The organism is Sphingomonas sp. M6A6_1c (assembly GCF_053345135.1).
Genome location: NZ_JBKEZO010000004.1, coordinates 447,008 through 469,793, shown reverse-complemented (window position 1 = coordinate 469,793; position 22,786 = coordinate 447,008). Strand labels below are relative to the sequence as shown.

At 67.6% G+C, this 22,786-nt stretch carries 24 protein-coding genes; 10 read left to right on the top strand and 14 right to left on the bottom strand.

Translation table 11 applies throughout. From position 1 onward, the window contains the following. Positions 1-295: 295 nt before the first annotated feature. Both ACLBWH_RS10950 and ACLBWH_RS10945 read left to right on the top strand, forming a co-directional pair. A complete protein-coding gene (locus tag ACLBWH_RS10950) occupies positions 296-1,831 on the top strand; it encodes a fumarate hydratase (protein WP_322850222.1) in 1,536 nt (511 codons plus the stop codon). A gap of 106 nt (positions 1,832-1,937) precedes the next feature. Next, on the top strand, positions 1,938-2,372 hold the full coding sequence (locus ACLBWH_RS10945) for a DUF2501 domain-containing protein (RefSeq protein WP_447798750.1): 435 nt from the start codon (positions 1,938-1,940) through the stop codon (positions 2,370-2,372). Here the strand turns inward: ACLBWH_RS10945 and ACLBWH_RS10940 are convergent. Further along, positions 2,347-2,901 carry a GNAT family N-acetyltransferase gene (locus ACLBWH_RS10940; RefSeq protein ID WP_447798748.1) on the bottom strand — a complete coding sequence of 185 codons (555 nt, stop codon included), beginning with the start codon at positions 2,899-2,901 and terminating at the stop codon, positions 2,347-2,349. The two genes, ACLBWH_RS10945 and ACLBWH_RS10940, sit on opposite strands and share 26 nt — an antisense overlap. A 428-nt stretch (positions 2,902-3,329) precedes the next feature. Next, on the bottom strand, positions 3,330-3,854 hold the full coding sequence (locus ACLBWH_RS10935) for a hypothetical protein (protein WP_447798746.1): 525 nt from the start codon (positions 3,852-3,854) through the stop codon (positions 3,330-3,332). A 101-nt stretch (positions 3,855-3,955) separates the two neighbouring features. On the opposite strand from ACLBWH_RS10935, the gene ACLBWH_RS10930 reads away from it, so the two are divergent. Beyond that, the gene (locus ACLBWH_RS10930; RefSeq protein WP_322850217.1) at positions 3,956-4,336 is read left to right on the top strand and encodes a PRC-barrel domain-containing protein; all 381 of its coding nucleotides are present in this window, start codon (positions 3,956-3,958) and stop codon (positions 4,334-4,336) included. On the opposite strand, the gene ACLBWH_RS10925 is transcribed toward ACLBWH_RS10930, so the two are convergent. From ACLBWH_RS10925 to uvrB, 3 genes are all read right to left on the bottom strand, one after another. After that, a complete protein-coding gene (locus tag ACLBWH_RS10925; RefSeq protein WP_447798744.1) occupies positions 4,333-4,653 on the bottom strand; it encodes a HigA family addiction module antitoxin in 321 nt (106 codons plus the stop codon). The genes ACLBWH_RS10930 and ACLBWH_RS10925 overlap by 4 nt on opposite strands. After that, a complete protein-coding gene (locus tag ACLBWH_RS10920) occupies positions 4,625-4,909 on the bottom strand; it encodes a type II toxin-antitoxin system RelE/ParE family toxin (RefSeq protein WP_447798742.1) in 285 nt (94 codons plus the stop codon). Before ACLBWH_RS10920 ends, ACLBWH_RS10925 begins: the two co-directional genes overlap by 29 nt. 65 nt (positions 4,910-4,974) lie before the next feature. Continuing rightward, complete coding sequence (gene uvrB, locus ACLBWH_RS10915) at positions 4,975-7,173, bottom strand: excinuclease ABC subunit UvrB (protein ID WP_447798740.1); 2,199 nt, start codon at positions 7,171-7,173, stop codon at positions 4,975-4,977. Positions 7,174-7,309: 136 nt separating this feature from the next. Here uvrB and ACLBWH_RS10910 point away from each other — a divergent pair, with 136 nt between their 5' ends. Further along, positions 7,310-8,131 carry a ferredoxin--NADP reductase gene (locus ACLBWH_RS10910; RefSeq protein ID WP_322850213.1) on the top strand — a complete coding sequence of 274 codons (822 nt, stop codon included), beginning with the start codon at positions 7,310-7,312 and terminating at the stop codon, positions 8,129-8,131. Positions 8,132-8,343: 212 nt separating this feature from the next. Here the strand turns inward: ACLBWH_RS10910 and ACLBWH_RS10905 are convergent, their stop codons facing one another. Beyond that, complete coding sequence (locus tag ACLBWH_RS10905; RefSeq protein ID WP_447798738.1) at positions 8,344-9,582, bottom strand: MBL fold metallo-hydrolase; 1,239 nt, start codon at positions 9,580-9,582, stop codon at positions 8,344-8,346. A gap of 120 nt (positions 9,583-9,702) precedes the next feature. Between ACLBWH_RS10905 and ACLBWH_RS10900 the strand changes: the two genes are divergently transcribed. Both ACLBWH_RS10900 and argB read left to right on the top strand, forming a co-directional pair. Further along, the gene (locus ACLBWH_RS10900) at positions 9,703-11,289 is read left to right on the top strand and encodes an amidase (RefSeq protein WP_447798736.1); all 1,587 of its coding nucleotides are present in this window, start codon (positions 9,703-9,705) and stop codon (positions 11,287-11,289) included. A 141-nt stretch (positions 11,290-11,430) separates the two neighbouring features. Further along, positions 11,431-12,330 carry an acetylglutamate kinase gene (gene argB / locus ACLBWH_RS10895; RefSeq protein ID WP_137899096.1) on the top strand — a complete coding sequence of 300 codons (900 nt, stop codon included), beginning with the start codon at positions 11,431-11,433 and terminating at the stop codon, positions 12,328-12,330. An 18-nt stretch (positions 12,331-12,348) separates the two neighbouring features. Here the strand turns inward: argB and ACLBWH_RS10890 are convergent, their stop codons facing one another. Beyond that, positions 12,349-12,756, bottom strand: a complete 408-nt coding sequence (locus ACLBWH_RS10890; protein ID WP_447798734.1) for a DUF4345 domain-containing protein — start codon at positions 12,754-12,756, stop codon at positions 12,349-12,351. Continuing rightward, positions 12,753-13,205, bottom strand: a complete 453-nt coding sequence (locus ACLBWH_RS10885; protein ID WP_322850209.1) for a DUF2721 domain-containing protein — start codon at positions 13,203-13,205, stop codon at positions 12,753-12,755. The genes ACLBWH_RS10890 and ACLBWH_RS10885 overlap by 4 nt, the downstream gene beginning before the upstream one ends. 95 nt (positions 13,206-13,300) lie before the next feature. On the opposite strand from ACLBWH_RS10885, the gene ACLBWH_RS10880 reads away from it, so the two are divergent. The 3 genes from ACLBWH_RS10880 to ACLBWH_RS10870 all read left to right on the top strand — a co-directional run bounded on the left by ACLBWH_RS10880 (position 13,301) and on the right by ACLBWH_RS10870 (position 15,312). Next, positions 13,301-14,389, top strand: coding sequence for a GNAT family N-acetyltransferase (locus tag ACLBWH_RS10880; RefSeq protein WP_447798732.1), 1,089 nt, complete (start codon positions 13,301-13,303; stop codon positions 14,387-14,389). A 36-nt stretch (positions 14,390-14,425) separates the two neighbouring features. Next, positions 14,426-14,971 (top strand): 3'-5' exonuclease, encoded by a 546-nt coding sequence (locus ACLBWH_RS10875; protein WP_447798730.1) that lies wholly within the window; start codon positions 14,426-14,428, stop codon positions 14,969-14,971. A gap of 164 nt (positions 14,972-15,135) precedes the next feature. Then, the gene (locus tag ACLBWH_RS10870; protein WP_447798728.1) at positions 15,136-15,312 is read left to right on the top strand and encodes a DUF4169 family protein; all 177 of its coding nucleotides are present in this window, start codon (positions 15,136-15,138) and stop codon (positions 15,310-15,312) included. A gap of 6 nt (positions 15,313-15,318) precedes the next feature. Here the strand turns inward: ACLBWH_RS10870 and ACLBWH_RS10865 are convergent, their stop codons facing one another. The 5 genes from ACLBWH_RS10865 to cyoA are packed head-to-tail and all read right to left on the bottom strand — an operon-like array spanning position 15,319 to position 20,245. Further along, a complete protein-coding gene (locus tag ACLBWH_RS10865; RefSeq protein ID WP_447798828.1) occupies positions 15,319-15,963 on the bottom strand; it encodes an SURF1 family protein in 645 nt (214 codons plus the stop codon). A 38-nt stretch (positions 15,964-16,001) separates the two neighbouring features. Then, positions 16,002-16,409 (bottom strand): cytochrome o ubiquinol oxidase subunit IV, encoded by a 408-nt coding sequence (cyoD, locus tag ACLBWH_RS10860; RefSeq protein WP_447798726.1) that lies wholly within the window; start codon positions 16,407-16,409, stop codon positions 16,002-16,004. Beyond that, the gene (gene cyoC / locus ACLBWH_RS10855; RefSeq protein WP_322850204.1) at positions 16,406-17,035 is read right to left on the bottom strand and encodes a cytochrome o ubiquinol oxidase subunit III; all 630 of its coding nucleotides are present in this window, start codon (positions 17,033-17,035) and stop codon (positions 16,406-16,408) included. The genes cyoD and cyoC overlap by 4 nt, the downstream gene beginning before the upstream one ends. 5 nt (positions 17,036-17,040) lie before the next feature. Then, a complete protein-coding gene (cyoB, locus tag ACLBWH_RS10850) occupies positions 17,041-19,053 on the bottom strand; it encodes a cytochrome o ubiquinol oxidase subunit I (RefSeq protein ID WP_322850203.1) in 2,013 nt (670 codons plus the stop codon). 10 nt (positions 19,054-19,063) lie between these two features. After that, entirely contained in the window at positions 19,064-20,245 is a 1,182-nt protein-coding gene (gene cyoA / locus ACLBWH_RS10845) for a ubiquinol oxidase subunit II (protein ID WP_447798723.1), read from the bottom strand. Between the two features lie 168 nt (positions 20,246-20,413). Between cyoA and ACLBWH_RS10840 the strand changes: the two genes are divergently transcribed. Continuing rightward, positions 20,414-21,742 (top strand): MFS transporter, encoded by a 1,329-nt coding sequence (locus ACLBWH_RS10840; RefSeq protein ID WP_322850201.1) that lies wholly within the window; start codon positions 20,414-20,416, stop codon positions 21,740-21,742. A gap of 261 nt (positions 21,743-22,003) precedes the next feature. Here the strand turns inward: ACLBWH_RS10840 and ACLBWH_RS10835 are convergent, their stop codons facing one another. Further along, positions 22,004-22,747 carry a hypothetical protein gene (locus ACLBWH_RS10835; RefSeq protein ID WP_447798721.1) on the bottom strand — a complete coding sequence of 248 codons (744 nt, stop codon included), beginning with the start codon at positions 22,745-22,747 and terminating at the stop codon, positions 22,004-22,006. Positions 22,748-22,786: the final 39 nt, after the last annotated feature.

Below are 22,786 nucleotides of genomic sequence, written 5' to 3'. Positions count from 1 at the left end.
CGTGTGATGGTTGAGAAAGCTTTGCGATGGTTGGGGTTTTGGTGCTCTCGGTACCGGCTTTCGTCGCCTTGGGTCAGAGGCATAACCGCGCATTTGCGTGGCCACGTCGACGCCGTCACACCGCCTTTGCGAGACGGCTGTAAAGCCGGCACGGTTCTCCCAAGCCTGTACCCCGGCCTCCGCCGGGGTACACGAGGCGTCTTGCAGGACTCTTGGCCGGTGCCGTCCGCCGTCCGAAACGTGCCTTGGCGGCCATCCCTCCGGTCTTTAAGGCGGGCGCAAAGGAGCCCGCCCCGTGATCACGACCATCCGCGCCACCGACCTGATCGACAGCGTCGCCGATGCGCTGCAGTTCATCAGTTACTATCATCCGATGGATTACATCCGCGCGCTCGGCGACGCCTATCGGGCCGAGCGCAGCCCGGCGGCGAAGGATGCGATCGCGCAGATCCTCACCAACAGCCGGATGTGCGCCGAGGGGCATCGGCCGATCTGTCAGGATACCGGCATCGTCACCGTCTTCGTCAAATGGGGCCAGGATTGCCGGCTCGACGGCGACCAATCGTTGCAGGAGGTGATCGACGAAGGCGTGCGGCGTGCGTACCTCCACCCCGAGAACAAGCTGCGCGCCTCGATCCTCGCCGATCCGGCGTTCACCCGGCGCAACACGCGCGACAACACGCCCTCGGTGCTCCACGTCGAGATGGTGCCGGGGTCGCGCGTGTCGGTCGACGTCGCCGCCAAGGGCGGCGGGTCGGAAAACAAGTCCAAGTTCAAGATGATGAACCCGAGCGACAGCATCGTCGACTGGGTGGTCGAGACGGTGCCGCAGATGGGTGCGGGCTGGTGCCCGCCGGGGATGCTCGGCATCGGCATCGGCGGCACCGCGGAAAAGGCGATGGTGCTCGCCAAGGAATCGCTGATGGGCGCGATCGACATGGGGCAGCTCAAGGCGCGCGGGCCGAAGAACGATCTCGAAGCGCTGCGCATCGAATTGTTCGACAAGGTCAATGCGCTCGGCATCGGCGCGCAGGGGCTGGGCGGGCTGTCGACGATCCTCGACGTCAAGATCCTCGACTGGCCGACGCATGCCGCGTCCAAGCCGGTCGCGATGATCCCCAATTGCGCCGCGACGCGCCACGCGCATTTCACGCTCGACGGGACGGGGCCGTCCTATCTGGAGGCGCCGAACCTCGCCGACTGGCCGCAGGTCGACTGGCAGCCGGACAGCGCCGCGATCCGCGTCGACCTCGACACGCTGACGCCCGAGGTGGTGGCGCAGTGGAAGCACGGCGACCGGCTGCTCCTGAACGGCAAGATGCTGACCGGGCGCGATGCCGCGCACAAGCGCATCGCCGACATGCTGGCTGCCAAGGAACAAGGGGGGGGCGAGCCGCTGCCGGTCGATTTCCGCGGGCGCGTGATCTATTACGTCGGGCCGGTCGATCCGGTCGGCGCGGAGGTCGTGGGACCCGCGGGGCCGACGACGGCGACGCGGATGGACAAATTCACCCGCATGATGCTCGACCAGGGGCTGCTCGCGATGGTCGGCAAGGCCGAGCGCGGCCCGGCGGCGACCGAGGCGATCCGCGATGCGAAGAGCGCGTATCTGATGGCGGTCGGCGGCGCGGCGTATCTCGTCGCGCGGGCGATCAAGGGGTCTAAGGTGGTCGGCTTCGAGGACCTCGGCATGGAGGCGATCTACGAATTCGAGGTCAGCGACTTCCCGGTCACCGTCGCGGTCGACAGCGAAGGGCAGAACGTCCACCAGCTCGCACCCTTGGTGTGGCGCGAGAAGATCGCGCGCGAGGGTCTGCTGACGCCGGCATAAGTGGAGGTGGCGTGAGCGGGACGGGGCGAGCCATCCCCGCGGGCACCGGCGGAACGGTGCGCGCGGCGGGTGGTTGGTTCGCCATCATGACGATGGGAGCCCTGCCATGAAGACGATCCTTGCCGCCGCGCTGATCCTCGCGCCGACGCTGGCGATCGCGCAGACCGCCGATCCCGCCCCCGCGACGACGGAACGTGGCGGTGGGTTGCTCGGTCAGATGGGCGGATTGCTCGGCGGCGGCGGCGCGGCCGGGGCGCTGCCGCGGATCGGCTCGATCGGCGCGGGCAATGCCGCCGGGCTGCTGGGCTATTGCGTCAAGAACCGGCTGCTCGGCACGGGTGGCGGGACGTCGGGCGCGGCGGGCGTGCTCGGGCGGCTGACCGGGCAGAAGGACGTGCAGAGCCAGCCGGGTTATGCCGCTGGACAGGCGGGGCAGGTGCAGGCGCCGGGCGGGCAGGCGCTGTCGCTCGACGGGCTGCGCGGGCAGGTGAAGAACCAGGTGTGCAACCTGGTGCTCAACCGGGCGAAGGCGTTCCTCTGACCCGGCCGCGGCCGCCGGCTCCGGCGGTCGTCGCCGTCTGGGGGACCGCGAGATGGAAGAATTTGCGGTCCACCATCATCACCGGGAAATTCACCGGCAGCCCCATCCGCGAGATCTCGCGAAAGCCGCTCTTCTTGTAGAAACGGTGCGCGGCGAGGAATTCCCGCGCGGTGCCGAGATAGATGTTCTGCATCCCGGCCAGCCGGGCATGCTGCACCAGCGCTTCGAGTAGCCCCACCGCGACCCGATGCTCGCGGCCGCGGGCATGCGCGGCGACGAACATCTTGCGCAACGCGCCGTTCCGCCTCGCGATGTCCTTGAGGCCGATCGTGCCGACGATCTCGTCGTCGCGCTCCGCCACCCAGAAGCCGCCGGCGCCGGTCTGATAATAATCGTCGATCGTCAGCAGGTCGGGCTGATCCTCCGCGGTGACGGGGATGCCGAACTCGACCTGCTGGATCGGCAGGATCAGTGCCGGGATCCTATCCCTATCCGGCGCGGCATAGGGGCGGATGATCGTTGCAGCCATGATCCCGTTATAGGATGGCGCGCGATCATGCGATCGTTCGGCGCGCGAACGGCCTTGTGCCGTTGCACCTGCCCCAGATGTGAGAAGAGGGTGCCGTGCGCCTCCCGGCAGCCCGACACCCTCCAAACATGGTCAGCGGCCGGAGAGCTCCAGCCCGGGAAACCATGGGACCTCTTTCATCCTCGTCATGCCGTTGATTGGGGGAGGATACCCCCCGACACGATTCAAACAGACGTTAGAAGCCGGTCCCCCGAACGAACCGAACCGAACTCACTGCTGAACCATGAGACATCGGATCACCTCCTTTCGCTTGTTGATAGCCATGTGACCGGACCCGGCCACGTCCGCAATGTGCACATGCTCCGCGGCGGAAACAAGTCTTGTAATGCAGGGGATTTTACGCGACGATTCGAACCCTCGCCGCCGCGTCAGCCGCGGCAGTCCTCGGTCACCCGCTCGATCTCCGCCCAGGCCGGCACGACCAGCGTCGGCGCGCCCGGCCGCTCGATCACGAACCGGCCGCGGCTGAACCCCATCGCATCGAGCAGACCGTCGTTGGTCGCCAGCGTCGCGGCGAGCGACGGCGGATTGCCGCCGTTCGGCTGCACCGGAAGCGCGCGCGCGATGCTGGTGGTGCGCACGGTGAGCGTGGTCGCGGTGCTGCCGTCGACCGACAGGATGATCTGACGCCGGTCGCGGTCGCAGCGCAGCGCGAGGCGCGCGGGGCCGCCGGCGGGGGCGAAGCGCGCGATGCTGCCGCGCGCGTCGCGCTGCCAGCTCCAGTCGCCCGGGGTCAGCGGCCAGTCGCGCCAGTCGGCGCCGCGCGGCACGGCGGTGACCGGCGGCGCGGGCAGCGCGACCACCGGCTTGGGTGCGGGGGCGGGCGGCGCCACCGGCTGGGGCACGCAGGCGCTGGCGGCGAGCAGCAGGGCGGTGGCGGAAAGGATGCGCATCCGGCGGCTTATGCGGGAAGGGCGGCGATGCCTCAAGCGGCGCGCGCGTGGAACCGGCGCGGGCAACGGGCGGTTCACCCGTCAACAACCAGGAGCATCCGATGTCGACCGACGGCCAGTCCACCACCGCTACCCAATTGCTCGTCCAGGCGAACGTCGCCCACACGCTGAAGGTGGAGAGCCGCGACGGCGATCAGGTCGGTTCGGTCTATGCGCTGATGGTGCACAAGGGGACGGGCCGGTCGACGCATGCGGTGCTCAGCCTCGGCGGCTTCCTCGGCATGGGCAAGAGCTTCTATCCGCTGCCGTTCGAGCTGCTGCAGTTCGATCCGGTACGCGATCTCTACGTGGTGACGATCGACCGCCGCCTGCTCGAGGGCGGGCCGAGCTGGTCCAACAACGCGCCGGTGTTCGACCAGGCCTATGCCGACCGCGTCGCGAGCTATTACGGGGTAAGCGCGGCGAATTTGACGACCGGCTAAGCCGCGCGGCGTACGATCCGATCGAGCTCGGCCCGGTAAGCTGACCGGGCCTCTTCGAGATCATGGTCGTTCTGCAAGCCGAGGAAGAACGTCTCACCCATACCGAAATAGCGCGCGAGGCGAAGCGCAGATTCGGCATCGACCGGTGCTCGCTCGTCCAACAGCGCCTCAAGTTTTTCAAGCGCGATGCCGGCTCCCGCGGCCACCTCGGCGACCGGTATCGCGCTGCCGATCAGGAAGTCCTCGCGGAGGATCTCACCGGGATGGATGTTCGGCAGCCGTTCGGTATCATCGATGATAATCCTCGATGCGGACATCGATTGCGCTCCCACCCTCCCAGCGGAAGGTAATCCTCCACTGATCGTTGACCCGGATACTATATGTCCCCTTACGATCGCCCTTCAACTCCTCGAATCGGTTTCCGGGCGGGACCAGCAGGTCGAGAGGCTTGTCGATGCGGTTGAGCTGACGCAATTTACGAAGCCCCGGGCGCTGGATGTCCGGCGGCAGCTTGCGACTACGCTCGCGGTTCCAGATACGTTCGGTTTCGACGTCGGCGAAGCTGCGGATCATGGGGCCATCCTTTCACCCGATCCGTAGCCACTTCCCACACCTCTATTACGGCTGATCGACGCCGATCACCGGCCGCCGCGCTTGCCGCCCATCCGCATCGCCTGCGCCTTGCCATAGCGGGTCTTGCGCGTCCCCGGCTTGCCTTCGTTCGAGCGGCCCATCACCGGCGCCTTGTGTTCGGCGGCGGGCAGTCCGAGCTCCTCGTTCTCCAGCTGGCGGATCTCGTCGCGCAGGCGCCCGGCCTCCTCGAATTCGAGGTCGCTCGCCGCCTTGCGCATCCGCTTTTCGAGATCCTCGATATAGGCGCGCAGATTGTGGCCGACCATGTGCGGCCGATCCTCGTCGATGGGCACGGTGACCTGATCGCCCTGGCTCACGTGCGCGATGATGTCGCCGATGTTGCGGCGGATCGTCGTCGGCGTGATGCCGTGTTCGCGGTTATATTCCTCCTGCTTCTCACGGCGGCGCGCGGTCTCGTTCATCGCCCGCTCCATCGAGCCGGTGATGCGGTCGGCGTAGAGGATGACGCGGCCGTCGACGTTGCGCGCGGCGCGGCCGATCGTCTGGATCAGCGACGTCTCGGAGCGCAGGAAGCCTTCCTTGTCGGCGTCGAGGATCGCGACCAGCCCGCATTCGGGAATGTCCAATCCCTCGCGCAGCAGGTTGATGCCGATCAGCACGTCGTAGACGCCGAGGCGCAGATCCCGGATCAGCTCGATACGCTCCAGCGTCTCGACGTCGCTATGCATGTAGCGGACCTTGATCCCCGCCTCGTGCATATATTCGGTCAGATCCTCCGACATGCGCTTGGTCAGCGTCGTCACCAGCGTGCGATAGCCGGCGGCGGTGGTCTTGTGGCATTCCTGGATCAGGTCCTGGACCTGTTCCTCGACCGGCTTGATCTCGACGGGCGGATCGATGAGGCCGGTGGGGCGGATGACCTGTTCGGCGAAGACGCCGCCGGTCTGCTCCATCTCCCAATTGCCCGGCGTCGCCGAGACGCTGACCGTTTGCGGGCGCATCGCGTCCCATTCGTTGAAGCGCAACGGCCGGTTGTCGATGCACGACGGCAGGCGGAAGCCATATTCGGCGAGCGTGATCTTGCGACGGTGATCGCCGCGCGCCATCGCGCCGATCTGCGGCACCGTCTGGTGGCTCTCGTCGACGAACAGCAACGCATTCTCGGGGAGATATTCGAACAGGGTGGGCGGCGGCTCGCCGGGCAGGCGGCCGGTGAGGAAGCGGCTGTAATTCTCGATCCCCGCGCACGAGCCGGTGGCGGCGATCATCTCGAGGTCGAAATTGGTGCGCTGCTCCAGCCGTTGCGCCTCGAGCAATTTGCCCTCGGCGACCAGTTCCTTGAGCCGCTCGGCGAGTTCGTGCTTGATCGCGTCGCCCGCCTGTTTGAGCGTCGGGCCGGGCGTGACGTAATGGCTGTTGGCGTAGACGCGCACGCTGTTGAGGCTGGCGACCTTCTTGCCGGTGAGCGGGTCGAATTCGATGATGTCTTCGATGTCGTTGCCGAAGAAGCTGATCCGCCACGCGCTGTCTTCGTAATGCGACGGGAAGATTTCCAGCGTGTCGCCTTTCACGCGGAAATTGCCGCGCGCGAAGCCGGCGTCGTTGCGCTTGTACTGGAGTGCGACGAGCTTGCGGACGATCTCGCGCTGGTCGACGGAGGCGCCCTTCTTGAGGTCGAAGATCATCGCCGAATAGGTTTCGACCGAGCCGATACCGTACAGGCACGACACCGAGGCGACGATAATGCAATCGTCGCGTTCGAGCAGCGACCGCGTCGCCGAATGGCGCATCCGGTCGATCGATTCGTTGGTCGACGATTCCTTCTCGATATAGGTGTCCGAGCGCGCGACATAGGCCTCGGGCTGGTAGTAATCGTAGTAACTGACGAAATATTCGACGGCATTGTCGGGGAAGAAGCTCTTGAACTCGCCGTAGAGCTGTGCCGCGAGGATCTTGTTGGGGGCGAGGATCAGCGCCGGGCGCTGCAATTCCTCGATCACCTTGGCCATGGTGAAGGTCTTGCCCGAGCCGGTGACGCCGAGCAGCACCTGATCCTTCTCGCCGGCGCGCGCGGTCGAGGTCAGTTCGGCGATCGCGGTCGGCTGATCGCCGCTCGGGCTGTATTCGCTGACCAGCGTGAACCGCTTGCCGCCCTCGACCTTGTCGGGCCGGGCGGGGCGATGCGGGACGAAGGTCTCGCCGGTTTCGGGTTCGGCGAGGCTGGTGCGGATCTGGATGGCCATATCGGGAACGGATATGGGGTAGCGGCGCAGGCTCGGCAATGACCGCGCAGGGGCGTCACAAGCTTTGCTTTGGTTGACCCGGCGGCGCAGGGTTCATAATGCGATCCCTTCGCAAACAACCCGAAGCCCGTCGCGCATGACCGATCTCCGTTCCCCCAAGACCCTGCCCGAAACCAAGGCGTTCGTGAACGTTAAGGTCCTGTGGGTGCGCCACTGGAACGACCGGCTGTTCAGCTTCGCGGTCGAGCGGCCGGCGAGCTTCCGCTTCCGCTCGGGCGAGTTCGTGATGATCGGCCTGCCCGGCGACGGTGAGAATGCGAAGCCGATCATGCGCGCATATTCGATCGCCAGCCCGCATTATGCCGAGGAGATCGAATTCCTGTCGATCAAGGTCGAGGACGGGCCGCTGACCTCCAAGCTCCAGCTGATCGAGCCGGGCGACGAGGTATATATGGGCAAGAAGCCGACCGGTACCCTGGTCACCGACGCGCTGGTCGGCGGCAAGCGCCTGTTCTTCTTCTCGACCGGCACCGGGCTGGCGCCGTTCCTCAGCCTGGCGCGCGATCCTGACGTATACAGCATGTTCGATCAGGTGATCCTGGTCCATTCGGTGCGGCAGGTCAGCGACCTCGCCTATCACGACGAATTGCACGCGCGGCTGGCCGAGGACCCGCTGGTGTCGGACGAAGCGGCGACGCAATTCCATTATATCCCGACGGTGACGCGCGAGCCGTTCCGCACCACCGGCCGGATCGGCGACCTGATCGAGAGCGCGGCGCTGTTCGGCGATCCGGTGCAGGGGGCGAAGCGGCTCGACCCCGAGACCGACCGGATCATGCTGTGCGGATCGATGGCGATGATCCGCGAGACCGCGGCGATGCTCGACGGGCTGGGGTTCGAGGAAGGCTCGAACGCCAAGGCCGGGACGTATGTGATCGAGCGCGCGTTCGTGGATTGAGCTAAAAATCCTCCCTCGCTTTAGCGGGAGTGCAGGGTCGATCATGCCCCCGGCATGATCTTGGATTGCCGGGGGCCATCCAACCCTGCGCTGGGGACCGCCCGCGTAGCGGGTGGTGGAGGGGGCGTTCCCGCATACGGCGAACTCACCGTATCCTCCCCCTCCGTCACGCCCTTCGGGCGCGCCACCTCCCCCTGGCGGGGGAGGAATGTTCAACGTAGCGCCCTCACCTGCGGCGTATCGAGGCAGCGCATCATCTCGGGCGCGGTCATCGGCTTGCCCGTCACCGGCTTCGCATAAGGCGCCACCTCGAACGGCACGCCGAGCCGCTCCGCCGCGAAGCCGCGGCCGCCGGTGCAGCGCATCGCCGCGGTGAGCAGTTTCGGCGGCGTGTCATAGCCTTCGTACGACAGGCGGAACGTGCCCCAATGGATCGGCAGCGAGCGCGCCGCGCCGAGCCGCTGATGGATCAGCGCCGCCTCGGCCGGGCCGACGTGGCTGCCCGAGCGCATCTCGCCGGGCTGGAAGCGGAAGGCGCCGATCGGGATCATCGCGAAACGGACCGGGCCGTAGGCCGCGGCCTCGGCGGGCCACAGACCGTCGCCGAAGCCGGTGTCGCCGGCGAAGAAGATGTTGCCGCCGCTCGGCAGGCGGACAACGAAGCTCGACCAGAGCGCGCGGTTGCGATCGGTGAACCAGCGGCTGCCCCAATGATGGTTGCGGGTGACGAACACCTGCGCGCGGTCGCCCGGGCACCAGCTGTCGGGATCGCAGCGGATGTCGCGGCTGGTGTCGCGCAGCCCCGCCGCGGTCAGCGTCGCGCTGCCGCCCCAGTCGAGCGCCAGCGCCCTGGCGCCGACCTGCCCGATGACGCTGTCGTTGCCGAGGCTGGTGACGATCCCCGGCCGGTCGCGCTGCCACAGCCGGCGCAGCGCCGCCTGGTCGAGATGGTCGTAATGATCGTGGCTGACGAGGACGAGGTCGATCCTGGGCAGATCCTCAAACCGCACGCCGGGGGCGGCGACGCGGCGCGGCCCGAAGCCGAGCGGACCGGCATGGTCGGCGTAGATCGGGTCGGTGAGGATGTTGAGGCCCTGCGTCTGGATCAAGACGGTGGCATGGCCGATCCACGTCACCACCATCCGCTCGCCCATCACGCGGGCGGCGGGTCGCGACGGGGCGACGGGCACCTGCGCCGGCCATGGCGGGCGTCCGTCGCGACCGGTCAACTGGCGCCACAGGAAACCGGCGCGGCTGCCGCCGCCGGGCAGGCGCTGCGTGTCCTGGTCGCCGTCCGGATTGTAGAAGCGCGCGCCGTCGTAATGATCGCTCGCCGGGCCTTCGTAATACAGGCGGTCGAGGAAGCGCGGGACGATCGTCACCGCGAGGCCGACGACGACGATCAGCAGCACCAGGATCGCGGCGGCCGATCTTGCTATGCGCGCTGTCATCGTCCTGATCCCGATCAATATGGCGGAGGCGTGGGGTGAAACGGTGGATAGTCGGCGTTGCGGAGTGCTTGCGCGCCGCCGCTACGGCCCTAGCATCGCTCGAAAAGCACAGGGGGTTCCATGTATCGGCTCTTTTCAGCGGTTCTGCTCGCCGCAACCGCGCTGCCCGCAACGACGCTGCCCGCCGCGGCCAGGACGCCGCGGGTCGAGGAGGCGTCGCTCGAACAGGTCCAGGCGCTGATGACCGCGGGCAAGGCGTCGAGCGTCGAGGTGACGCACGCCTATCTCGACCGGATCGCCGCGATGGATCGCAAGGGGCCGACGCTGCGCAGCGTGATCGCGGTCAACCCGGACGCCCTGGCGCAGGCCAAGGTGCTCGACGCCGAGCGCAAGGCGGGGCGCATCCGCGGCCCGCTGCACGGCGTGCCGGTGCTGATCAAGGACAATATCGAAACCGCCGACCCGATCGCGACGACCGCGGGCAGCCTCGCGCTCAAGGACAATGTCACGCGGCGCGACGCACCGGTGGTGGCGGCGCTGCGCGCGGCGGGTGCGGTGATCCTCGGCAAGACCAACCTGAGCGAATGGGCCAATATCCGGTCGAGCCATGCGATGAGCGGGTGGAGCGCGGTCGGCGGGCTGGTGCGCAATCCCTATGCGCTCGACCGCACCGCGTGCGGATCGTCGTCGGGATCGGGCGCGGCGGTGGCGGCGAGCTTCGCCGCGGCGGCGGTGGGGACGGAGACCGACGGGTCGGTGGTCTGTCCGTCGTCGATCAACGGGCTGGTCGGGCTGAAGCCGTCGATCGGGCTGGTCAGTCGCACGCATGTCGTGCCGATCAGCCATTCGCAGGACACGCCGGGGCCGATGGCGCGCAGCGTGCGCGACGCGGCGATCCTGCTGTCGGCGATGGTCGCCGCCGATCCCGCCGATCCCGCGACCGCGGGGGCGGTGCGCCGCGACTATGCCGCGGGGCTGTCGGTGAGCGCGCTGTCGGGCGTGCGCGTCGCCGTGGTGCGGCCGGAGGGACTGTCGGTCGAGGTGACGGCGACGTTCGATGCCGCGCTCGCGGTGCTGAAGGCGGCGGGGGCGGTGCTGGTGCCGGTCGATCCGCCCAAGCTCGACGGGATCGGCGACGCCGAATTCACCGTGCTCAAGACCGAGCTGAAGGCCGATCTCGACGCCTATCTGGCGACCACCCCGCCGGCGGTGACCGCGCGGACGCTCGACCAGCTCATCGCCTTCAACCGCGCGCATGCCGCCGAGGAAATGCCGTTCTTCCAGCAGGAGACGTTCGAGGCGGCGGCGCAGACCAAGGGGCTCGGCGATCCCGCCTACAAGACGGCGCGGGCGACCTCGCTGCGCCAGGCGAGCGAGGCGATCGACGGCATGCTGCGCCGCGCCGGCGCGCGGCTGCTGGTCGAGCCGACCTATGCGCAGGCGTGGCTGAGCGATCCGGTGCACGGCGACCAATATGGCGGGCCGTCGTCGTCGGAACTGCCGGCGATCGCGGGCTATCCCAATCTCACCGTGCCGATGGGGCTCGCCAAGGGGCTGCCGGTCGGGCTGTCGTTCATCGCCACCAAGGGCGGCGAGGCAACGGTGCTGGGCGCGGGCTATGCCTATGAGCAGCGCGCGCAGGCGCGGGTGGCGCCGCGCTATCTCGCGCAGGCGGATGTGGGGGAAGGGCTGGAGGGGCGGCGGTAGCGCGCTGCCGTCCTCACCCATCATCGCCTTCGGCGTCTCTCCCTCTCCCGATGGGAGAGCGCATCAGGTGAATATGATCTACATCGAAGCACTTGCCACAGAGGCTTTGAAGCCGCGCGATCCGCGGGTAAAGGCGCGCGCATGACCGACTCGATCGCCACTGCCGCGCTGCTCGCCAAGGCCGAAACGCTGACCGACGCGTTGCCCTATCTGCAGCGCTATGCGGGCAAGACGTTCGTGGTGAAATACGGCGGCCATGCAATGGGCGATCCCGAGCTGGCGCGGGACTTTGCCGAGGATGTCGTGCTGCTCAAGGCGGTCGGCATCAACCCGGTCGTCGTCCATGGCGGCGGGCCGCAAATCGGCGCGATGCTCAAGCGGCTGGGCGTCGAATCGCGGTTCGTCGACGGGTTGCGCGTCACCGATGCCGAGACGGCGCGGATCGCGGAGATGGTGCTCGCCGGGTCGATCAACAAGGAAATTGTCGCCTGGATCGGCCAGGCCGGCGGCCGTGCGGTCGGCATCTCGGGCAAGGACGCCAATCTGGTCACTGCCAAGAAAGTCGGCCGCGAGACGCCGGACACGTTGCAGGGGATCGAGCGGCACGTCGATCTGGGCTTCGTCGGCGAACCGGTCGCGGTCGACCGGACGATCATCGACACGCTGTCGGCGAGCGGCATCATCCCGGTGATCGCACCGATCGCGATGGGCGCCGACGGCCAGACCTACAATATCAACGCCGATACGATGGCGGGGGCGATCGCCGGCGCGCTCGGCGCGGCGCGTTTCTTCCTGCTGACCGACGTCGCCGGCGTGCTCGACAAGCAGAAGACGCTGCTGACCGATCTCGATCCGGCGCGGATCGCTGCGCTCAAGGCGGACGGCACGATCTCCGGCGGGATGATCCCCAAGGTGGAGACCTGCGTCGCCGCGGTCGAGGCCGGGGTCGATGCCGCGGTGATCCTCGACGGCCGCGTGCCGCATGCGATGCTGCTGGAAATCTTCACCTCGGAAGGCGCGGGGACGCTCGTCCACGCCTGACCCCGGCAGGCGGCTGGATCAGTGCGCCGCGCGCCAGCGCCGCGCGAACGCCGCCTGCCAGAGCATCAGCAGCGGCACCGCGCCCAATTCCATCGCGAAGCCGAACAGATGGCCCGGCGATGGCGGGCCGACCGCGATCAGCGAGACGACGCGCGACAGGCCGCCCGCGACGACGAGCGCGCCGAGCAGGCGGAAGCGCGGGCCGGTCGCCTCGATCCGCGGCACGCAGCTCGCGAAGGCGATGCCGACGCCGAGGAAGATGCCCGAGATATAGCGGAAATGGCTATCGAGATCGTTGGGGATCACCGGCGGATGGCCGAGGAAGCCGGGACCGTGCAGCACGCTCTGCCCGCCGACCGACAGCGGCACCAGGCAGGCGAGCGCCACCACCGCCTGCAACAGGCGGCGCTCGACGGCGTGGCTCACGACAGGATCTCCTTGCGGACGTGGATCGCGCGCAGCGACACGCGCACCTCCCACATGAAGGCGGTGAGGCAGCAGATCAGCAGCGCCACCGCGACGATGAAGACCAGGGCGATCCAGGTGCCGATATGGAATTTGGCGATATTGGCGATGAACAGCAACGCGATGACGACGCAGGCCATCACCGCGCTGGACACCGACAGGAACAAGGCCGCGTTGATGATCGACATGCGTTCGTCGAGCAATTTGAGTTCCCAGACGTCGCGCGCGCGGTCCGCGCCGCTCTCGGTGCCGAGCACGCGCTCTTCGAGGATGCGGGCGCGGTCGATGACGCGGGCGAGCCGTCCGGCGAGGACGTTGAGGATCTGGCCGATCGCCGCCAGCATGAACACCGGCGCGAGCGACAGCTGGATCGTCTGGGCGATCGTCGAAACCTGGAAGAACACTGGCATGGCCCCATCATAGGGCGCGTCGCGCGAGGCGAAAGGGTGCACGGCTCGCCGCAATCTGCACCGATTGGTAAGGCGTGGCGATTAGATGCGCCGGGGTGACCGAAGCGATGCTCCTTGCCGAATTCCAGCGGCTGCCCCCGGTGGCGCGCGCCACCGTCGGCGACGGGCTGTCCGCGGGGATCGACGACGTCGCCGCGCGTGCCGCGGCGAGCCACGGTTTCCTGCGCTACGGCTGGTTCGCCGCGGCGCTCGGCGCTTACGGCGGGCGGGCGCGGACGCTGCTGGTCGAGGAGGACGGCGTGCCGACCTGCGCGCTGCCGTTCGTCGGCGTCGGGCCGGGCTGGGCGCGGCTGGCGGCGGTGCCGGGGAGTTATTGGCCGTTCCGCAGCTTTCCGCTCGCTACCGGGGCGGGCGAGGCGACGCTGCGCGCGGCGCTGGCGACGCTCGCCGGGGCGGTCAACGGATTGCGGATCGGCCCGGTCTATGACGACGATGCGGCGGCGGCACCGCTGATCGCGGCGGCGCGGGCGAGCGGCTGGGCGGTGCTCGACCGGTTCGTCGCCGACAGCTGGCTGCTCGACATGGCGGCGCTGCAGGCGGAGGGCTGGCCGCGCGGATCGACGCTGCGCAAGAACCGCTTCCACGAGAAGCATCTCGCCAGCCACGGCGCAACGGACTGGCGCTTCCTCAGCGGCGCGGACTGGCCCGCGGCGTTCGACATGCTCACGCAGATAGAGGCGGTGAGCTGGATCGCAGCGCGCACCGACGGCTCCGACGCCAAATTCACCACCACCGGCCACGGTGCGTTCTGGCGTGCGGCGGCGGCGGACCCGGTGATCGCCGGCATGCTGCGTGCGGCGTTGCTGACGATCGACGGCAAGCCCGCCGCCTTCTCGTTCGACATCGATGCGGGCGACCTCAAATATGCGATCGCCAACAGCTACGATCCCGCGTTCGCCAAACATTCGCCGGGCAAGTTGCTCTATTATCGCAATCTCGTCGAGGCGCTGGGGCGGGGCATCGCCCGCGTCGACTGGGGCGCGGGGGACAGCGGCTACAAACAGGTGATCGGCGCCGACAAGGGGCCGGCGATCCGCGACTGGCTGCTGCTGCGGCCCGGACTGCCGGCGCTGGTCGGGCGATGGGCGCGCGGCGCGTGGCGGCGATCGGGGCAGGGCGGCTAGACGCACCCCTTCCGCCCGCTTAGGCGTTGGCGGATCATGCTCGTATTCCTCGATTTCGAAGCCTCGTCGCTCGCCAAGCTGAGCTATCCGATCGAGGTCGCCTGGGTGTTCGAGGACGGGCGCGAGGAAAGCCATCTGATCCGCCCGGCGACGCAATGGACCGATTGGGACGCGGCCGCCGAGGCGATCCACCATATCCCGCGCGCGCGGCTGGAGGCGGAGGGGACGCCGCACGATGTCGTCGCGCGGCGGATGATCGAGACGCTCACCGGGCATGAGCTGTTCGCGAGCGCGCCGTCGTGGGACGGCAAATGGCTGAGCGCGCTGCTCCGCGCGGCGAAGCTGCCGCGCCACGCGTTGCGACTGCGCGACACCGAGGAGGCGCAGCGCGACACGGCGACCGCGATCCTGCGCGACGTCGTGCCGACGGAGCTGCTCGGGCGCGCGGTGGCGGAGGTGGTGACGCTCGCCGAGGTGCGCGACCGCGACGTGCCCGCGCATCGCGCGCTGGCGGATGCACGCGACGAATGGGAGCGCTGGTGTGTGGTGAAGAAGGCAGCGGAAGCGCGGGCGGCGGCTTAAATCCTCCCCGCAAGGGGGAGGGGGACCGTTCGGCGTCAGCCGAATGGTGGAGGGGGAGGATAGGGTGGAAGCTTTGTGACGAGGCTCCCGCCCTGTTCTCCCCCTCCGTCACGGCTTCGCCGTGCCACCTCCCCCTGGCGGGGGAGGAGTGGTATGGGTCGTCTATGGCCGAGATCATCAATCTGCGTCTGGCGCGCAAGGCGCGCGATCGGGCTGCGGCGGCGCGGATCGCCGAGGCCAATCGCGCCAAGTTCGGGCGGAGCAAGGCCGAGCGCGCGGCCGATGCCGCCGAGCGCGACCGGGCCGAGCGGATCGTCGACGGCGCGAAGCTGGACGACTGACGCGGGTCAGCGCGGACGGCGGACCCGCCATGCCATCAGCGCGACCAGTGCCGCCATTCCGAACCAGGTCAGCGCATAGACCAGATGGCTGTTGTGGAAGCGGACGACGGTGAGGCCACCGCGCGGCCAGCCGGTCTTGGGTTCGCTGGCGTCAATGAAATAGGGGGCGACCGGGCCGAGATGCTTGGCCGCGGCGATGCCGGCGACGTCGCGCGAATACCAGCGGTCGGCGGCGGGATCGTTGCTGCGCAGGAAGCCGCCGCCGGGTTCGCCGAGACGGAGCAGGCCGCGGACGGTCTGCGGCGCGGCGGAGGGGGCGACGCGGCCGCGCTGCTCGCCGGGGACGAAGCCGCGGTTGATCAGCACGGTGAAGCCGCGATCCGTGACGAAGGGGGTGAGTATCCAGATCCCGCCGCCAAGATCGGTGACCGCCTGCACATAGGTGTCGGCGCCGGTGCGGTAACGGCCGGTCGCGAGGACCGGGCGATAGGCGTCGTCGTTGCCGACGCCCGGCCAAGCCGCCGGCCCCGGTGCGGGGAGGGGCGGGCTGGCGAGTTGCGCTTCGGTGTGCGCGATCAGCGCGAGCTTCCACGTCCGCCGTTCGAGCTGCCAGATGCCGAGGCCGATCAGCAGCGCGATGACGACCAGCATCGCGCCGGTCGCCCATCCACGGCGGGACGCGGGATGGCTCACATCGCGCTCGCGTCCATGCTCGGCATCATGTTCGTGTTCATGTGATACATGACCCAGAGCGAGCCGGCGAGACAGATCGTCAGGACGATGATCGTGAAGATCAGCGCCATCAGCGTCCAGCCATTCTCCGACTTGGAGTTCATGTGCAGGAAGTAGATCATGTGGACGACGATCTGCACCAGCGCGAACACCATGACGACGCCCGCGGTGATCCGCGCGTCGGCGATGACGCCGCTCATCACCAGCCCGAAGGGAATCGCGGTGAGGATCACCGACAGGACGAAGCCGATCACATAATCCCTGCGGCTGCCGTGCGCGCCTTCGGACGAACGGCCGTGGCCATGCGCATTGTCGTGCGCATCGTGACCGTGCGCGTCGTGACCGTGATGCGTGTCCGCGCTCATCGCAGCACTCCCAGCAAATAGACGAAGGTGAAGACGCCGATCCAGATCACGTCGAGGAAGTGCCAGAACAGCGACAGGCATTGCAGGCGGCGCTGGTTGGCGGCGATCAGCCCCTTGCGGCCGACCTGCACCATCAGCGTCACCAGCCAGATCAGGCCGAAGGTGACGTGCAGACCGTGCGTGCCGACGAGGGTGAAGAAGGACGACAGGAAGGCGCTGCGCTGCGGCCCGGCGCCTTCGTGGATCAGCGTCGAGAATTCGTAGAGCTCGATGCAGAGGAAGGCGAGGCCGAACAGGCCGGTGATCGCCAGCCAGCCCTGCGTCGCACGCACCTTGCCGTCGTTCATCGCCAGCATGGCGAAGCCGTAGGTGATCGACGACAGCAGCAGCATCGAGGTGTTCAGCGCCACCAGCGGCAGCTCGAAGATCTCGTGCGGCTGCGGGCCGCCGGCATAGCTGCCGCCGTAGACGCCATAAGCCGCGAACAGCATGGCGAAGATCAGGCAGTCGCTCATCAGGTACAGCCAGAAGCCCAGCATCGTGCTGCCGCCGGCGTCGTGATGATGTTCGTCGGTCTCGTAGAAGACCGGGGCCTGTGTGCCCGGTGGGATGGTTGCTTCGCTCATGGTCCTCAGGCCCCCGCGACCGCTGCGTGCGTGGTCAGCTGCCGGGTATGTTCGTCCTCGGCGGCGGTGACTTCGGCGGCGGTGATGTAGAAATCGCGGTCATAGTTGAAGGTGTGGCCGATCGCGACCGCCAGCAATCCGACGAACGCCAGCGCGGCGAGCCACCAGATGTACCAGATCATCGCCAGTCCGATGACCATCGAGAAACCGGCCAGGATGATGCCGGCGCCGGTGTTGCGCGGCATGTGGATGTCGCGGAACCCGGTGATCGGCCGTTCGGCGCCGTTCGACTTCATGTCGTACCAGGCGTCCAGATCGCGGACGACGGGCGTGAAGGCGAAATTGTACGCCGGCGGCGGCGACGAGGTCGCCCATTCGAGGCTGCGGGCGTTCCACGGATCACCGGTGAAGTCGCGCAGCGCCTCGCGGTTGCGGAAGCTGACGTAGAACTGGATCAGGAAGGCGGCGATGCCGACCGCGATCATCGCGGCACCGATCGCGGCGATGATGAACCAGATCTGCAGCGACGGGTCCTCGAAGTGGCGCAGACGACGTGTCACACCCATCAGGCCGAGCACGTAGAGCGGCATGAACGCGACGTAGAAGCCGATGACCCAGAACCAAAAGCTGATCGTGCCCCACTTCTTGTCGAGCTTGAAGCCGAACGCCTTCGGGAACCAGTAATTGATCCCCGCGAACATGCCGAACAGCACGCCGCCGATGATCACGTTGTGGAAGTGCGCGATCAGGAACAGCGAATTGTGCAGCACGAAGTCGGCGGGCGGTACGGCGAGCAGCACGCCGGTCATGCCGCCGATGACGAAGGTGATCATGAACGCGATCGTCCACATCATCGGCAGTTCGAAGCGGATGCGGCCCTTGTACATGGTGAACAGCCAGTTGAAGATCTTGGCCCCGGTCGGGATCGAGATGATCATCGTGGTGATGCCGAAGAACGAATTGACGCTCGCCCCCGACCCCATGGTGAAGAAATGGTGCAGCCAGACGAGATAGGCGAGGATGGTGATGACCAGCAGCGCGTAGACCATCGACGTATAGCCGAAGAGCCGCTTGCCGCAGAAGGTCGAGGTGACCTCGCTGAACACGCCGAACGCCGGCAGGATCAGGATGTAGACCTCCGGGTGGCCCCAGATCCAGATCATGTTGACGTACATCATGGGGTTGCCGCCCATGGTGTTGGTGAAGAAGTGCGTGCCGATGTTACGGTCGAGGCTGAGCATCGCGAGCACCGCGGTCAGGACCGGGAAAGCAGCGACGATCAGCACGTTGGTGGCGAGCGCCGACCAGGTGAAGATCGGCATCTTCATCAGGCTCATGCCCGGTGCACGCATCTTGATGATCGTCGCGAGCAGGTTGACGCCCGACAGCAATGTCCCGACGCCGGCGATCTGCAACGACCAGATGTAATAATCGACACCGACATCGGGCGAATAATCGAGCCCCGAGAGCGGCGCCATCGCCAGCCAGCCGGTGCGGGCGAACTCGCCGACGAACAGGCTGGCCATGACGATCGCGGCACCCGCGGCGGTCATCCAGAAGCTGAAATTGTTGAGGAACGGGAAGGAGACGTCGCGCGCGCCGATCTGGAGCGGGACGACATAGTTCATCAGACCGGTGACGAAGGGCATCGCCACGAAGAAGATCATGATGACGCCGTGCGCGGTGAACACCTGGTCGTAATGGTGCGCGGGCAGGAAGCCCTCGTTCGGGCCGAACGCCATCGCCTGTTGCGCGCGCATCATGAGCGCATCGGAAAAGCCACGCAGCAGCATGACGATGCCGAGGATCATATACATGATCCCGATCTTCTTGTGATCTACCGAGGTGAACCATTCCTTCCACAGATAGCCCCAGACCTTGAAATAGGTCAGCGCGGCGATCAGCGCGGCACCACCCATCGCCACGACGGCGAAGGTGCCGATCAGGATCGGTTCGTGAATGGGGAAACTCTCGAGCGTCAGGCGCCCGAAAATCGTCTTGAGCAAAGCATCGGACATCAGGTCGGTCCTAGGAACGGGCGGCGGCGGTGAGGCCGGTCAGCATGGCGGGCAGCGGGGCGGCGGAGGTCATCGAGCGATTGTCTTCGGCGCCGGGTTTGTTGCTGCCGGGCGGGGCGGGACGGGGGGCGTTACGGTGCGGGCTGCTGCCCTTCTCCTCGGGAGCCTTCTCCAGGGCGCCCTTCGATTCGCTGCCGCGCATATGGCCGCTGTCGTTGACCGGGGCGCCATGGCCGCTGTCGCGATGCGGGTCCCTGGCGCCGTCCTTCATCATCGTCGCCTGCATGCAGGTCTCGCCCGGCTTGGTGCACATGCCGAGGATGCGGTCGAACAATTGCGGCTGGAACGCGGCGTAGCGGATCGCCGGCACCTTCTCGCTCGGCTTTTCGAGCTGGACATAGGTCGGCATGTCGAGCTTCGCCGGCGCGCTGCGTGCCTCGGAGGCCCATTTGGCGAAGCCGGCATCGTCGACGCTGTCGACGGTGAAGTGCATGTCGGAGAAGCCGGCGCCGCTGTAATTGGCGGACAGGCCCTCGAACCGGCCCGGCTTGTTGAGCACGGCGTGCAGCCGCGTCTCCATGCCCGGCATCGAATAGATCATGCCGGCCATCGCGGGGACGTAGAAGGTGTTCATCACCGACGACGAGGTGATCCGGAAGCGAACCTGGCGGTTCATCGGCAGGACCAGCTCGTTGACCGTCGCCACGCCCTGTTCGGGGTAGATGAACAGCCATTTCCAGTCGAGCGACACCACCTGGATCTCCAGCGGCTTGTCGTTCTTCGCCAGCACCTTGCCCGGCTCCAGCCGTGCCAGCGGGCGATAGGGATCGAGCGCGTGGGTGCTGATCCAGGTCAGCGCACCAAGCGCGATTACGATCATCAGCGGCGCCGACCAGATGATCAGCTCCAGCCCAGTCGAATGGTCCCAATGCGGCTCGTAATCCGCCTCCTCGTTGGTGTGGCGATATTTCCACGCGAACAGGATGGTGAGCGCGATCACCGGCACGATGATGAGCAGCATCAGGCCGGTCGACCACAGGATCAGATTGGCCTGTTGCCGCGCGACGTCGCCGGACGGGTTCATCACCACCCAATTGCACCCGCCCAGCAGGGCAGGCGCCAGAAGCGCGGCGGCGGTGCGCAGGGCACGCGCTGAACGGGGCGGGAGAGGGGAGAACGGGAAGGTTCGCATCGTCAGGTCCGGTACGCCTGTGTGCCGCACCGCAAAATAGGACATTTTGTCCTATCCCCGTGCGCGACCGGCTGCGGTAAGGGGTCATGCTGGCGCTGCGTCCGAAACCGGGTGCGGCGCGTTGATGACCGACGGCCCTCGGGCTGCGAGACGACAGGACTGCGATACATGTCAGTGGCTTCCGCCCATTCCGGATCGCTCGAACGCGATGCACGTGCCGTCAACACACGGGGAGACCATGAGGTCCGCCCGGGTGAGATCGCGATCGGCGTCATCATCGGGCGCACGTCGGAATTCTTCGACTTCTTCTGCTACGCGATCGCCTCGGTCATCGTCTTCCCGGCGCTGGTATTCCCCTACGTCGACCGGCTGACGGGGACTCTCTATTCGTTCGCGCTGTTCCCGCTGGCGTTCATCGCGCGGCCGATCGGCACGCAGATCTTCATGTGGGTCGATCGCGAGCACGGCCGCGGCACCAAGCTGACCATCGCGTTGTTCCTGCTCGGCACCTCGACCGTGTCGCTCGCCTTCCTGCCCGGCTATGCCGAGGTGGGGATATGGTCGGCGATCCTGCTCGCCGCCTTCCGCATCGGCCAGGGCCTCGCGCTCGGTGGTGCCTGGGACGGGCTCGCCTCGCTGCTGGCCTTGAATGCGCCGCCGGAGAAACGCGGCTGGTATGCGATGGTGCCGCAGCTCGGCGCGCCGCTCGGCCTGATCGTGGCGAGCGCATTGTTCGCCTTCCTGCTCGCCAATATGGAGGGCGTCGACTTCCTGTCGTGGGGCTGGCGCTATCCGTTCTTCGTCGCCTTCGCGCTCAACGTCGTGGCGCTGTTCGCCCGACTGCGCATCGTCGTGACGCCGGAATACAGCCGGCTGTTCGAGACCCGCGAGCTGACCCCGTCGCGCGTGTCGGCGACGGTCAAGGCGCAGTGGCGCAACATCATCATCGGCGCCTTCGCACCCCTCGCCAGCTTCGCGCTGTTCCATATGGTGACGGTGTTCCCGCTGTCGTGGATCGCGCTCTACACCAACGAGGATATCGCGCGCTTCCTGGGGATCGAGATCATCGGCGCCTTCTTCGGATTGGGCGCGGTGGTGATCTCGGGCCTGCTCGCCGACCGGATCGGGCGACGTTCGGTGCTCGGCTATACCGCGGCGGCGATCGCGGTGTTCAGCGGCTTCGCGCCGCAGCTGCTCGCCGGCGGCGATGCGGGCGAGCTGGCGTTCATGATCGGCGGCTTCGTGCTGCTCGGCCTGTCGTTCGGCCAGTCGTCGGGCGCGGTGACCAACAATTTTCCCAAGCGCGCGCGCTACACCGGCGCGGCGCTGACCTCGGATCTGGCATGGCTGTTCGGTGCGGGCTTCGCGCCGCTCGCCGCGCTGGTGCTGGCGAGCCAGTTCGGGCTGCTGGCGGCGGGCGGGTATCTGCTGTCGGGCGCGTTCGCCACGCTGGTGGCGCTGGGGCTCAACAAGGAGCTGGCGCGGCGGCTGGATTGATCCGTCGGCGGGGGTGACCGTCGACGCCGTTCTCCGGCGGCTTTGCGGGGCGCTACCTTAATTCCTCCCCGCCGGGGGGAGGTGGCAGGCCGAAGGCCTGACGGAGGGGGAGGATACGGTGCGCTTACCGTATGCGGAGACGCCCCCTCCACCACCCGGCTGCGCCGGGCGGTCCCCAGCGCAGGGTTGGATTGCCCCCGGCAATCCAAGATCATGCCGGGGGCATGATCGACCCTGCACTCCCGCTTCGCGAGGGAGGATTTAGTCTCTGCCCAAGCCGGTCATGTCGCCGCCGGGGCCCGTACCGGCGCCGCCGAAGCCGCTGCCGGCGCCGCCCATGCCGCCACCGCGGCGGCCGCCGCCACGATGGCCACCACCGCCACCGCCGCTACGCCCGCCGCCACCGCCGCGGCTCATCGCGGCCGCGCGGCCGGTGACGTGGGGCAGTTCGTCCCAGCTCAATTTGCCGTCGTGGTTCTTGTCGAGCGAGGCGAAGCGCTTGTCGGCGGCGTCGGCGAATTCGCGCGCATCGACGCCGCGGTTGAAGTTGCGGTCGGCGGCGGTGACCGGCTCGGGGAGCTGGAAATAGCTGAAGCGCGCCGCGCCGAGCTTGCCGGCGTCATAGGCGGGCGCCTTGCCGCCGCCGTCCGAATCGGAACCGCTGGCGATCACTCCCGGCCCGCCGCTGCCCGATCGCACCTCCGGCGCGATCGTGCTCTCGTAATAATCGATGTCGTCGGGGTCGATCTCGCCGTCGTGCTTGCGGTCGAGCGTCGCGAAGAAGCGGCTGGCGTCGGCCTGGAATTCGACTCGGGTGATCGCGCCGTCCTTGTTGGCGTCCGCCGCGTCGAACCACGCGCGTTCGGGGTCGGGCGCGGCGTCGTCGCCGTGGAAGGGCTGGCCCATCGGGCTGATGAAGGTGCGGTGGTTGCCGTGCGCGGGCGGCTGCTGGGCGGCGGCCGGTACGGAGCAGGCGAGCAGGGCGATGACGATGGTGCGGTTCATGGCTGTTCCCCGAGTGATCGACGTTGTGAACCAGCTCAA